Here is a 13042-nt window from a genome sequence, read left to right as displayed (position 1 = left end):
TCAAATCGTCCTGACCTGCGTAAATGTTGAGCAGGTTGGTGCCCTCGGCAGGACACACAAAACATGGGCAACTGGAAAACGCCTGGTCATAGTGGGTACGTATTCCGTCTGAGGGATCGTGATGCCGAAGTAGGGAGATCGGCCACAACGGGATTGCGCCCTGGGCGGGGCACACCAAAGACGGGAACGGGGACGGCCTGCGGTTTTCGCGCGGTCGGTTGATAATCGAAGCCGACTATCGTCTGTAGACAGGCCCGGCGGTGATTGTTGGATGCCTGAACTACTGAGTGGGGGTCAGGGGTTCGAGTCCCCTTAGCTCCACTTAAACAGCAGTTCAGGACCGGTCTTAGGACCGGGCCTGACCTGTTTTTTGTGTCTGGCCCCGCGTTTACCCCCCGTTTTGGTCCCGCGTTCCGTCGACGGCTTGTGCCGATGGGGATGGATCTGACTGCTTCGGGTTTGGCTGCCACGCGGCAGCTGTCACTGCATCCTGATCCGTCACCGTGGAATTCAACCGACTTGCTGGTGTATAGCGGTGCGCAGAAGCGGGAGAGTCGAAGAGACCCGGCAGCGGCAGGACCAGGCAGCGGCATAACCGGGGTAGGGCCCGATCGGGTCGAATCCGGCTGCGGCCATGGCCGCGACGGCCTCGTCGGAGGGAATCCTCATAGCGCTGTTGGCCTTGCGACGGCCACACGGCTGGCAGGGGCCCTGCCGGCCGTTCTTCACTGCGGACAGACGGGGGTAGCCCACCTCACCACACGTCAGGCACGCGCATAGCCATGGTTCGTCGGCCCCGACATACGGTTCCAGCGGTTCGGCTCCGGCAGCACGCATCCGCTCGATGGCCTCTTCATTCGTCAAGCGGCGCAATGAGACTCCCGACTGCCCAAGCTGACCATGGCTCTCGCGGTGTCGATCTGTTTGTTCGGTTGTACCAGGGACCGATCCGCGGTGACAGCGTATTCGGGAACCGCGTTGGGCAGTGCCAGGCGAGAGCGATTTCACGTTGTCCGGCATCATCATCGGATCAGCGAGTGAAAGAACTTGGTCGCACTTGCCGCCGCGGCCACGCCGATCAGCGTTGCTTCATAGGGTGAGTGTCGGGCAAAGGTCGTGAGGACGCTTGCTCCGACACCGGCGATCAGCGCGCACAGGAAGATCAGCGCGCTGCGCACGGACAGCATCGCACTGGACTTCTCGTTGTCAGCCACGGCATCTACTCCTTTGGTGTGCCCCTCGGCGGGGCCAGTGTTCGTGCAGATATCCCTGCCCAAGCTGCCAGCCGGGGTGGTGGTGCATCGAGTGCAACGCGTTGCAAAACTCTGCGCAACGTCGACACAACCGGTCGGGCGCGATATGACTGGACAGGTGCGCCACACCTCCGGCCAGTTCGGGCCGCTGAGACCAGACCTGCCCGGCGAACGCCGTGCACTCGCCGATGTACTGCGCTACCAGTTCGCTTTGCTCGGTGCAATATCGGCGCGCGAATACGCCAAGAAACAGGCGCTACAGCCGAGTACGGTGACCCGCTACTTCAACGGTGCGGTTCTGCCCTCCGAAGAGTTCATCAAAGATCTTGTCGACGAGGTTCAACTGCGCTCCGGGCATCCGCAGCCTGGACAGCCTGAGCAGCTCTTGGAATTGCTTTACGCCGCCCAGGACGCTCACAGCGGAACGTGGGGTCATGCCAAGCGTTTGCAGAAGCAGTGCGCCGTTCTCCGAGAACGCCTCAAAGCCGCTGACCTCCAGTATCGAGAACTGCTCGTAGAGAACGATGTCCTCCGACACGGCCAGCCCGCGGCGGTTGCGGCCCTCCATGATCAGCTGAGCGTGGCGCGGGAGCGGATCGTCGAGCTAGAACGTGAGCGTGCGATCTTGCTGATGGGGTCGGCCACAGCCACTTCTCCGAGCGCGGCCGCGAATCTTGCCAACGACTACTGCTGGCAGTTCTATAGCAACGCTCTCGCGCTGCGTGGCTGGTCGCTACCGGCTGTCGCTCAAACCGAAGCCGTCGCGAACGAGGTACTCGCTCTGCTCGACGCCCCTACGGCCGCAAAGCCCGAGAACCGCAATGGCCTGGTCTTGTATCCAATCGGGGGTGGCCGAACGAGCGCCGCGATCGGACTCGTCGCGAAGGCAGTCGATGCCGGCTATCGGCTGGTCATCGTGCTCGCCGGGAACCTGAACGACCTCCGCCGCCAGGTGCAGCAGCAGGTTGATCGTGACCTTCCCCCGTCTGGTGTCATACGCCTCACGGGGCAGGATCTTGACTACAGCAGGCTCGGGCCCGCGCTCCGTGCGCTCACCTTCGAGAAGGAGGTGCCAGACCTGCCCCTGTACTCACCGGAGAATCTGTCTGGAGCGCCGACGCGCTTGCTGGTCATCAAGAAGAATAGAGCCGTGCTGCGGACGGTGATCAATGACCTCCGCGCCGACCTGTCGCCGAGCGCAGAAGTCCCGGCTCTCGTGATCGACTTGGACACAGATGCCGCACAACCCCACTCGGCATTAGACAACTACGTCACGGCGCTGCTCAACGCCCTACCTCGAGCCCAGTACGTCGCCTACACGGCAAGCCCGTTTCGCGATGTCTCTACTCCTGGCCGGAACGATTTCATCGTGCGCGCACGGCGGTTGCCAGGCCAGATAATATCGGACTTCTTCTTCTCCGATGCCGCTGGCGTGCAGCCTGGGCCAGGCGATCTGGCCGTGCCTGGGGAGAAGGCATTCGTCCGCAAGGTCGATTGCGACGACAGTGGCTTGGTGGCTGCGATGGATGCGTTTGTGCTGACCGGGGCGATGAAGATCCACCGTTCCAAGCGGGCAGGAAGAGACCCCCTCCTGCGGCACGTGCTCTTCGTGAATGCATCTCCCCGGATCGAAGACCAGGCTGCACTGCGCGAGCGACTCGCGGCCTGTTGGCGCGCAGCCGATTACGCCGGCTCGACTGGCCGGGGCCGCCTGCGAGACATCTTTGACACTGACATTCTGCCGGTATCGCGCGCTCTTGCGACCGATATCGATTTGCCTTCGTCTTTCAGTGAATTGTCCCCAACGCTGACGGCCGCACTGGACCGGATAGGCGACGAACCGATAACAGCCGACCTCGGAATCGGAACGGAGCCAATGTGGAAGATGGTTGTGTGCAGCGCCAGCCGCGCAAGCGAGTTGGCTGGTGATGGCATGACAGTCCTGTTCCTCCACCACACTCCCGGACCGAAGACTATGTTTCGGATATTCGACATGTGGTTCGGAACACGCCCTGACTACACAGATCTCCTTCGGCTCTTTGTCCCTCGCGATTCCTCGACCGGTATCGACTCGTATGCACAAATCGCCGATATATGGCGAGAGCACGGCGGACTATGACACGTGGGTTGCCGATTGAGTCAGCGAGCCTTTCCGGGTGAGTACTATCGACTGCAAGTCAAAACATGGATTCGCCGATATCACCCATGGTGGCCCCGGCTGGCTCACATGCTGGCTGGCTCGGCCGGACACGCCAGCGACATCCGCCGCGATGCTGTTGCTTGATCAATCGGTCAGGGACCCACGAATCATCTTCGGCGACAACAGAATTGCCAAGTTAAGCCGAGTAGTCCCGCCGAGACCGAACTGCAGGCTTCCCCGCCTAGCGCCACCGGAGGATCACCATTGCTGACTGATACCTCCGCGGTGGCGGACGCCCTGCGTGAACCCGCTTGAGCCTGACTCGGCGAACGACGCTCGTCCGCCGACGCGCACGGTGCCACCGATCATAGTCGGCTGCGCATCGACAGCGATGGGCTTCGCCGGACAGCTCACCTGCGCTGACAGTGGTCTGACGATGTTGAGGAGCGATCGTTGTACAGGGGCGTCCGATAGATCGCTCGCTTGACTATGTCTATGTAGTCGATTGCGGGAGGTGCGACGATCGAAGCGCCCATGCCAGCCAAACCGCCACGGAGTCCCTGCTCCAACTCATCGATCTTTTCGCTGATCAGTGTGTGGAGGTCTTGTGTTAGGTGATCGAGTTCGAGCGCTGCGATCTGAAGGGCGCTTACTTTCGCGAGTTCTTCTGCCCACCGCGATCGGATCGTATGTACTGCTTCCAGCAGGGCGACCTCTGGCACGGCGAACCGGAAGCCCCATTCCTCCTGGCGCTCGACCAAATTGTTCCACGGGTTGCGTCGGAGGTTGTTCGCGGACACAAGGATATTGGCGTCTACCACGACGATGATCGGCCCAGCCGACGATTATCCTCGAGCCACCGCAGTCACACACACGAGGTAGGTGCATCCGTCAGATCCGATCTCGGCCCCGGAGCGGGACCGGTGAAGATGGCTCGTACTCCCGGCGGAGGTCTGACGAAAACGAACGCCGACTGAACCACCAACGAGTTGGGTGCGGTCTTCTGCCTACACAGTCGTCGCCGTGTCGGGGAGGTGGGCGCGCAGAGCGGGATTGGCGGCGGTGTAGAGCAGGCGTTCTTTGATGCTGGCCTGTTCGGGGAGCCAGGTGATCAGGGTGGGGTGGCTGGTGTGAAGCACCCACCGGCACCGGTCCTCGGGCAGATCGCACAGCAGTTGCCCGTAGTCGTGGTCGGCGAGGGGGCCGTCGACCTCGATGTGGCGCTGTCCGGTCAGACGCAACACAACATAGCGGGGCTCGCCGCGGGTTCCCGCGCTGGTTGCGATCCGCTACCTACCCGTGATGTCAGCGGTGAGGGCTTTAAGGGTGTGTACGTCTACGGCGCACAGCGCAGATATGGGAATTTCCCAGTCGTAACGTAGCCAGGCAAGCGCGAGAAGCTGTTTGCTCCGTCGGTATGAGGTTCTGTTGCGGTCGGGGTCGGTGGCCGCGATCGTGCCCGCGATTTGAGCGAGGGCCCTGGCTTGGTGCCAGGGGCTGGTGATGGTGTGGGCGATGGTCTCGGCGCGGTCGGGGTCGGTGGCCGCGATCGTGCCCGCGATTTGAGCGAGGGCCCTGGCTTGGTGCGAGGAGCTGGTGATGGTGTGGGCGATGGTCTCGGCGCGGTCGGGGTCGGTGGTCGCGATCGTGCTGGCGATGTTGGCGAGGGCGCTGGTTTGCTGCTCCGGTCTGGTGATGGTGTGGGTGATGGTTTCGGCGCGGTCGGGGTCGGTGGCCGCGATCGCGCCCGCGATCTGAGCGAGGGCCCTGGCTTGCTGCAAAGGGTTGGTGATGGTGTGGGCGATGGTGGTGGCTTGTTCGGTGAGTTGACTGGCGCGGTCGGGGTCGGTGGTCGCGATCGTGCTGGCGATGTTGGCGAGGGCGCTGGCTTGGTGCGAGGGGCTGGTGATGGTGTGGGCGATGGTGGTGGCTTGTTCGGTGAGTTGACTGGCGCGGTCGGGGTCGGTGGTCGCGATCGTGCTGGCGATGTTGGCGAGGGCGCTGGCTTGGTGCGAGGGGCTGGTGATGGTGTGGGTGATGGTTTCGGCGCGGTCGGGGTCGGTGGTCGCGATCGTGCTGGCGATGTTGGCGAGGGCGCTGGCTTGGTGCGAGGGGCTGGTGATGGTGTGGGCGATGGTTTCGGCGCGGTCGGGGTCAATAGCCGCGATCGCATTGGCGATGTGGGTGAGGGCCATGGTCTGCTGCAAGGGGCTGGTGATGGTGTGGGCGATGGTGGTGGCTTGTTCGGTGAGTTGAGTGGCGCGGTCGGGGTCGGTGGCCGCGATCGCGTCGGCGATGTTGGCGAGGGCGATGGCTTGCTGCGGCGGGTCGGTGATGGTGTGGGCGATGGTTTCGGCGCGGTCGGGGTCGGTGGCCGTGATCACGCTGGCGATGCGGGTGAGGGCCCTGGCTTGGTGCCAGGGTCTGGTGATGGTGTGGGTGATGGTTTCGGCGCGGTCGGGGTCGGTGGTCGCGATCACGCCGACGATGTTGGCGAGGGCGATGGCTTGCTGCGAGGAGTTGGTGATGGTGTGGGCGATGGTTTCGGCGCGGTCGGGGTCGGTGGTCGCGATCACGCCGACGATGTTGGCGAGGGCGATGGCTTGCTGCGGCGGGTCGGTGATGGTGTGGGCGATGGTGGTGGCTTGTTCGGTGAGTTGAGTGGCGCGGTCGGGGTCGGTGGTCGCGATCGCGTCGGCGATGTGGGTGAAGGCTCTGATCTGCCGCTGTGGGTTGGTGATGGTGTGGGCGATGGTGGTGGCTTGTTCGGTGAGTTGAGTGGCGCGGTCGGGGTCGGTGGTCGCGATCGCGTCGGCGATGTGGGTGAAGGCTCTGATCTGCCGCTGTGGGTTGGTGATGGTGTGGGCGATGGTGGTGGCTTGTTCGGTGAGTTGAGTGGCGCGGTCGGGGTCGGTGGTCGCGATCGCGTCGGCGATGCGGGCAAGGGCGATGGCTTTGTCGCAGAAGTCGGTGATGGTGTGGGCGATGGTTTCGGCCCAGTTGGGGTCGGTGGTCGCGATCGCGTTGGCGATGTGGGTGAGGGCCTTGGTTTGGTCCCAGGGGTCGGTGATGGTGTGGGCGATGGTGGTGGCTTGTTCGGTGAGTTGAGTGGCGCGGTCGGGGTCGGTGGCCGCGATCACTCCGACGATGCGGGCAAGGGCGATGGCCTTGTCGCAGGAGTCGGTGATGGTGTGGGCGAAAGTTTCGGCGCGGTCGGGGTCGGTGGCCGCGATCGCGCCCGCGATTTGGGTCAGCGCGGCACCCTGCTGCGATGAGTCGTTGATGCTGCGGGCAATAGTTTCGGCGCGGTCGGGTTGGCCGAGGCGTGCCCATATGGCTGGCAGTCCTGGCGGGATATTGTCGTAGCGGGTGTGGAGGTCGTCGCGGTGGCGGGCGAGGCGCGCGGTGGTGAGCAGGTCGGGGTCGGGCTGCTCACAGATGTGTTGCTGGACGGTGCGGATCTCGGCGAGTGCGTTGGCGTCGCCACCGGTATGTGCGCGCATTCGGTCGTGGCGGCCTGCGTCGAGGGCCAGCGTCGCCATCCGCGGGAAGTCCTGGTGTTTGTCCAGGATCGGGAAGTAGCGGCGTAGCAGGAAGTCGGGGGTGGTCGCGGGCCAGGCGAGGTCGCGGTAGCGGTCGGCCCAGGTGTGCAACCGTTGCAGGCACTGGTTGGTGTAGTTGGTGCCGAGTTCGGTCTCTGCGGTGCGTTGCAGGGTTTCGTGGGCGAGTACGTACACCGGGTCTCCGGCGCCATCGAGGCCGGAGTGGTGCGAGCGGGTTCGCAGGCTTCGGCCGGCGACCGCGTGCAGTAGTTCGTGAATCTCGAAAGGTGCCATGCCGGTGAGGTCGGTGAGTTCGGAGGCGGTGAGGCCGTTGGCGGTGGTGATCAGCGCGAGCAGGTCGCGGTGCTCGACAGGGCCGCGCAGCAGTGCCCGGAGTTCTCGGCCCGCCTTGTCGCGGACACCGGCGGCGAAGGGTGAGGAAGTGAGTGGGTGGGGATCGGTCCTGGTGAGGGGGTGGCCGTGCGGGATGGGCAGGCTGGGGCCGTAGCGGCTAGCGACGATGACTCGCAGATTCGGGTGCGGGTTCCTCGGCAGCAGGGTGACGATCGGGGGTGTGCCGTGGTCTTCGTCGAGCCCGTCGACCACGAGGACCAGGCGTCGTCCGTTGTCGGCTTGTTGCTGGGCCGCCAGGGCGAGGAGGTCGTTGCGGAGTCCGTCGCGGTTGATGGTGGCGGCGGCGATCAACGCTCCCTGGTCCGGCAGCAGGACGGCGAGTTGTTCGAGAACGGCTGTGGTGAAGGCGGTGTGGGTGTTCTGATCGGCGAGGCGGTCGGTGACGAAGAACCCAAGCACGGTCAACTGCGGGGGTGGGTACAAGGTGAACCACGACAGCAACGCCGTCTTTCCCGCCCACGGCCCAGCTTTGATCCACAGGTACGGGTTCTCACCGCGGCAGAACTCGGTCAGTTCCTTGAGTTCGTGGTCGCGGTCGTGCAGGCCGTCGACCGGGGTGAGGAACTCGCGTACCTGGGATACGTACAGTGATTTTCCGGTGAGCAGCGCCGCGTTCGACACAACACCGACCTCGTAGTGGTGGGCGGTGTGGGTGATCGTCAGGTCACGCCCGGTTTTCACCCGGTCGAGGTCGTAGAGCGGTGCGCCGAGCCGGTGAGTGTCCTTGTTCATGGGCGTGGGGTGTCGTCACGGCCGCTGTGGATGTCCTCGAAGGTCATGTCACCGCCGGACCGAACCCGGCGTGCTCTGACCCCGGTACCCGTTGCGCGAATGCCTCTGACCCGCAGTGCTCGTCCGGCCTTCACGTCGCGCAGATCGACCCCGACGGCGGGCTCGCTCTCGGGTGGAGGCGTGGATTGTCCACGCTGGACCCAGAGTGACGCCGCGAACACACCGACGGTCAGCACGACGACGGCCACCCAGGTCCAGGCCGAATGATCACTCCCCGTCGCGTAGTTCACCGCCGCCGCCAGCGCTGTGCTCGTCGCCGCTGTCGCGGCTGTGGGCAGAGCTACGCGCGACAGAGTCTGTCCTGACACCACACCAACCTCCCACCCGAAATGTTGAGGACGATCCTCACAGCTCAACGCACAGAAATCCAGACGACCCTTCCTATGCTGCACACGAGGGGCCAACCGTTACAAAACTTATGCCCGACAATCGCTTCAGCAATCCGAACAAACCGGCTTGCTGCACACAGCGTGCGGAGGAGACTGGCCCGCCGCGACGCTGGGATGTCATGATTCGGCATCAATCGCGTTGTTGTGCATCGGGTTTCGATGCTGTGGACATGGGAACGGGTTTGGCCTGCTATAAGCAGGTCGCTCAGCTGCTCACTGCGGTGTTTTCAGCGGGCACGATGTTCGGCTCGTTCGGGCTGGCAGTGCCGAGTACCGCTGAGCGGATGGCGGCCCAGTTGGCGGCCTTCCACCATTGAAATAGGTCGAGTGTCGAGACGACGTGGACAGTGAGACCTGCGATGAACTCGGGTCGCCGATAGACTTGCCGATTCCGTTGGTCGGGCTCGGCTCTGTATTCGTGGTTGACGATCAGTGTTCCGCCGGTGACCGGCTCGTCGGGCCTTGCGGCACGCCAGGTGTCCAGGTGGCGCATCAGGTCGCCGACGAGGCTCTCACCTGCGTGTCCGCGAGCAGATTTGACCTCGACAAGCTGGGATCGACCATTCGCGTACGCCAATAGGTCGGCCGACCAGGTCCCTTTTTCGCGGATGTCGAGATTATTCGTCGTGAGTCCAGCGTCGCGGAGGACGCGTTGGACGCCGCCGACGAGCGCGTCGCCCACTCCGTACAGCAGTGCATCGCGGATCGGTGCCGCGTTGGCTTTGGCCCGGTCGAGTTCGTTGTGTAATAGCGTTCGTTCCTCGTCGTGGCGGATCGCCATTGCGGTGACAGCTTCGTGGGCTGCGATCTCGTCGGAAGTTTGCCAGGTCGGATCGACAGCCGCGGCTCGGGGAATGCGCCGAGCCGCTTCTGGGGCATATTGAGGAATGGCGCGCTGAATCAACCAATCCAACAGGCTATTCCAGTCGATCGCGTCGGGAACGATATACCAGGGCAACCTTCGGTTCGGTGCGAGCCAGGCGGCTACCACCGGTTGCCCGAGGTGATCGATCAGGATCGGTTCTAGTGACCCCGATGGGGGAGCCATGATCGTCTGAACGCCATATCCGTCGTGTTCGTTCATTGGCGGCACGCGCAGTGTCCACCACGGCGCGTCGGGGGCGCGGTTGAGTAGACGTTTGCCGAGGTCTTGGTCGGCAAACGACAAGTTCGGGGCGAGTTTGGGGCGGGCAGGTAGGGAGCCGCTGCCCCAGCACCGTGTTTCTGAATCTCCCAAGACCGAGACAACCCCTGGCGCGCCGATCGCCTGATCGAATCCGTTGCCGATGGTGCTGAGCACCAGGGCTGTGTCTTCGCGCCCGGCTGCGCCCTCGATGAAGCGCTTGAATTCTTGTTTGCCCTTCCCCAGGAAGCTGTTGTCGGGCTCGAGCGCAGCGACGCAGTCAAAGGTCTCACTGTTCAGCCAGCGCGGGGCTATACCGAACTTGTCCCAGTCAACGGCATGGCTGATAAGCGGTGACTTCTGCTCCTTGGCCTGGCTGCGAACGCGGGTTCGGCTCGTCAGAGCCTTGCGGCGCAGTCGCGTCTGCGTGCCCGATATGCACCGGGCGGCGATGATCGCGATGCAGCGCTCGACGGCGACTGTCCGGGCGACTGAATCCGCGCTTGCTCAGTTCGACCAGGGTGGACCGGTATTGCCAATGTGGGATTGCGCAATCCCGACGCCAGAACTGCCGGTGCCGCATCGATAGCTGACGCCTGGGCCGGACGAGCCCGACCTGATCGAAGACCTACCCCGACTCGCGCTGCAACTCACCGACGCCCCCGAGGCCCTGCAACGCAACCTGTACGAGGCGTTCGGTCTCAAGATCGTCTACGACCACAACACCAAACGTGCCACCATCCACGCCACACTGACCACGGAGACACTCCCCGCCGCCGCACAAGCCACCGCCGCGCTGACCGCTATGGCATCCCCGGAACCCGCCGTCGAGCCGCCGCCAGCATCAATGCGTGTCGTAGATCCACTCAATGCGGCCAGCCATGAAGCAGCAGGCCGGTCTCCTCCATCGACGAACTGCGTACGGCTGGGTTGAGGTCTGACGCAAAGAACGGCCGCGGGTTTGAGTCAGGGACGGCGAACACGGTCTGCCCTGCCGAAGGTGGCGATCTCGATCCACGGCTGCCGGGTTCATGGAAGGCTGTGGTGCGATGGCGCGTACCGATCCGATCAATCGGACTCAGTTCGACGTTCTGCAGTGGGTGAGCGATGGCTGTCCATAGGGGGTGATGACTGGCCACACGTACAAGACGACGGCGAACGCCCTCGAATGGCGCGGCTTGGTGTCCGTGTCGAAGAAGGGCGGAGTATGGCGAGCTGAAGCCACCGATGCAGGCCGCTACTACCTCGAGCACGAAGACTATCCTGGCGGGCACTGGGACAAGAAGCCGTCAATGGCCCGAGCAGTCCGGCCGAGCGCCGCACTGGTGAAGAGGAACCGATCCTCTGGCCCTACGGCCTCTCCACAGCCGCAAAAGGAGCGGCCGGCCTCCACTGAGCCGCGTAAAGCGAAGCCACCTCCACGGTTGCGGCCGGTTGATCAGCTGATCGCTGATCTTGTTCAGGCGGGCGGCGTGTTACAGGTCAAGCGATCTGCCCGCGAAGGACCGGACTACGAGAGGTTGGTGGCGACCGCGATCCGGTACGGGAAGGTACCGGACGGGAAGCTACTCGTGATCGAAGACGGCAATTACTGTGACGAGACCTTCGTGATCAAGTTCGCCGATCCGCCGGCCTGGATGACCGTAGTGCTCGAACCAGTGCACGTCCCGGATGGCCCGACGAAGTGGGATCCTGCTGTTACCCGGATCCGGGACTCCGAGAATCGGTTACAAATGAAGCGCCCGGTTCGCATGCGCGCATTGCGGATTCTGAACATGCTCGCGGTGACGGCAGAAGCGAAGGGGTACAAGGTCGCGACCGGGGCGGCTGCGCAGAGGCGCGGCTACAGTGGCCGGGCGGAGATTGCGGGCGACCTTCGGATCTCGATTCTGGACCCGGATCCCGAAATACGATCACGTGCCCAGTGGGCGGCTCACCCTCACGATCACCAACGGCCGTCCCTTCGACAATCGGGCTGGACGTACAAAGATGACACCGTTATCGACTTGGCGCAGGTGATGCAGGAGCTGGAGTTGCGTGCCGCCGACGCCGAGGAGGCGCGTCTGGCCGCTGAACGGAAGGCGGCTGAAGAGAAGCGGCAGTGGGAAGCGGCGATGGCCGCGGCGAAAGCCGCCCGTGCCGAGGCGTGCCGTGCCGAGGTTCTGTAGGGGCAACTGCAGCGGTGGCGTTTGGGGCTCGAACTCGATGAGTACCTTGCGGCAATGCATCGACATATCGAGACGATCACCGATGTAGAGGAGTCTGCTAGTTCCAGGCAGTGGCTGGAGTGGGCAACCAGTTATCGCGATCGTATTGACCCGCTTCGGAAGAAACTGCAGATGCCGGTAATTCCCAACCCCGACGCGGAAGCCCTCAAACCATACCTGGACGGCTGGAGTTACTGGGGGCCGCAGAGAGGGACGCGGTGGTGACCCTGAGCCGCTTTGCATGTAGTTCGGAAACGACCTTGAGTCCAAGAATGATTCTCAACACCCGCCTTTAGGGGTGGTCAGGAGGTCACCAGAGCGGAGGGCCACACTCCGGCTCGACATTAAGGGTCTTACCCTCCGCTACCGAGCTGAGCTGCTTGCGTGATAACAAGTTGTGGGGCAAGCATTAGGCGACTCGTTTGACAATGCGCTACATGGAGCGTGATAGGTGCGAGCATTGCCCATTGAGCATCCCGCCCGCTAGCCTCCGTCGTCGAGCGGCGGTCGGATACCCGTGGAATCCGGAGTCGCAAGAAACCCAGAGTTCTATCGACTCGACGACCCCGGGCACGACGGACGAGCAGCGTGCTGCGAATCCGGATGGTCGGAAACCGGTTCGCGCCTGGACGGACCACCTTTGGAAGGGGCCCGAGCGTGGTTGTGAGGCGCCCGCCCGGGGTGGTGTCCAAGGCCTCATGTAGAGACCCGGAACCCGTTGCCGCGCTTGCGCAGTCCGGCGACGATCGAGATTAGATCCTGGAGCGAGGAGAGTGCATTCCTCGACGGCTCTCGCGGACAGGGGTTTTCGGATGCTCGCTTATAGTTGGATGCGATCGGCGAGCAGGTCCAGAGGGGAGTCGCGGTGGCTGGTGAACTTCGGGTTCGGGTCGACCGGCTTCGCGAGGCGTCGCGGTTCGTCGCCGACAAAGCGCAGACGATCCGAGAGCGGCTCGCTCACCTCGATGAAACGATCGGCAGAGAGCTGTTGGCCGACGGTTGGCGGGGTCGGGCGGCTTCGGCATATGACGAGTCCTGGGTGGAGTGGAAGCGTGGGGCGGATCAGATCGTCGCGGCGTTGGAGACGTCGGCAATGAACCTCGCCGACGCGGCCAACCGTTACGAGTTTCGCGATGGCGCCAATGCCGACGGTTTGACCGGGCTTGGAAATCAGGTGTAGCT

General features: G+C 63.7%; 9 protein-coding genes. 3 read left to right on the top strand and 6 right to left on the bottom strand.

Annotated elements, in window-relative coordinates; translation table 11 throughout:
- Positions 1-1022: 1022 nt before the first annotated feature.
- The gene (locus tag ABZ420_RS25030; RefSeq protein ID WP_357127169.1) at positions 1023-1214 is read right to left on the bottom strand and encodes a hypothetical protein; all 192 of its coding nucleotides are present in this window, start codon (positions 1212-1214) and stop codon (positions 1023-1025) included.
- 37 nt (positions 1215-1251) lie between these two features.
- Between ABZ420_RS25030 and ABZ420_RS25025 the strand changes: the two genes are divergently transcribed.
- Positions 1252-3372: a hypothetical protein gene (locus ABZ420_RS25025; RefSeq protein WP_357127166.1), complete on the top strand. Its 2121-nt coding sequence runs from the start codon at positions 1252-1254 to the stop codon at positions 3370-3372.
- A gap of 431 nt (positions 3373-3803) precedes the next feature.
- On the opposite strand, the gene ABZ420_RS25020 is transcribed toward ABZ420_RS25025, so the two are convergent.
- The 5 genes from ABZ420_RS25020 to ABZ420_RS25000 all read right to left on the bottom strand — a co-directional run bounded on the left by ABZ420_RS25020 (position 3804) and on the right by ABZ420_RS25000 (position 9830).
- Positions 3804-4214, bottom strand: a complete 411-nt coding sequence (locus ABZ420_RS25020; RefSeq protein ID WP_357127163.1) for a hypothetical protein — start codon at positions 4212-4214, stop codon at positions 3804-3806.
- Positions 4215-4400: 186 nt separating this feature from the next.
- Positions 4401-4679 carry a hypothetical protein gene (locus tag ABZ420_RS25015; protein ID WP_357127302.1) on the bottom strand — a complete coding sequence of 93 codons (279 nt, stop codon included), beginning with the start codon at positions 4677-4679 and terminating at the stop codon, positions 4401-4403.
- A gap of 3 nt (positions 4680-4682) precedes the next feature.
- A complete protein-coding gene (locus ABZ420_RS25010; RefSeq protein WP_357127155.1) occupies positions 4683-8081 on the bottom strand; it encodes a hypothetical protein in 3399 nt (1132 codons plus the stop codon).
- Positions 8078-8449: a hypothetical protein gene (locus ABZ420_RS25005; RefSeq protein WP_357127153.1), complete on the bottom strand. Its 372-nt coding sequence runs from the start codon at positions 8447-8449 to the stop codon at positions 8078-8080. The genes ABZ420_RS25010 and ABZ420_RS25005 overlap by 4 nt, the downstream gene beginning before the upstream one ends.
- A 286-nt stretch (positions 8450-8735) precedes the next feature.
- A complete protein-coding gene (locus ABZ420_RS25000) occupies positions 8736-9830 on the bottom strand; it encodes a hypothetical protein (RefSeq protein ID WP_357127150.1) in 1095 nt (364 codons plus the stop codon).
- A 950-nt stretch (positions 9831-10780) separates the two neighbouring features.
- Here ABZ420_RS25000 and ABZ420_RS24995 point away from each other — a divergent pair.
- A complete protein-coding gene (locus ABZ420_RS24995) occupies positions 10781-11821 on the top strand; it encodes a hypothetical protein (RefSeq protein WP_357127148.1) in 1041 nt (346 codons plus the stop codon).
- 865 nt (positions 11822-12686) lie between these two features.
- Positions 12687-13040, top strand: coding sequence for a WXG100 family type VII secretion target (locus tag ABZ420_RS24990; RefSeq protein ID WP_357127145.1), 354 nt, complete (start codon positions 12687-12689; stop codon positions 13038-13040).
- Positions 13041-13042: the final 2 nt, after the last annotated feature.

It is taken from the genome of Nocardia sp. NPDC005745 (assembly GCF_040630775.1).
Taxonomy (GTDB): Bacteria; Actinomycetota; Actinomycetes; order Mycobacteriales; family Mycobacteriaceae; genus Nocardia.
Note: the sequence above shows the minus strand (reverse complement) of the source record. Positions and strands in the feature narration are given on the sequence as shown.

What these genes read in the sequence shown, in the direction of transcription:
- ABZ420_RS25010 (WP_357127155.1), bottom strand. Translation starts at nt 8,081, where the DNA reads ATGAACAAGGACACTCACCGGCTCGGCGCACCGCTCTACGACCTCGAC.
- ABZ420_RS24995 (WP_357127148.1), top strand. Translation starts at nt 10,781, where the DNA reads ATGACTGGCCACACGTACAAGACGACGGCGAACGCCCTCGAATGGCGC.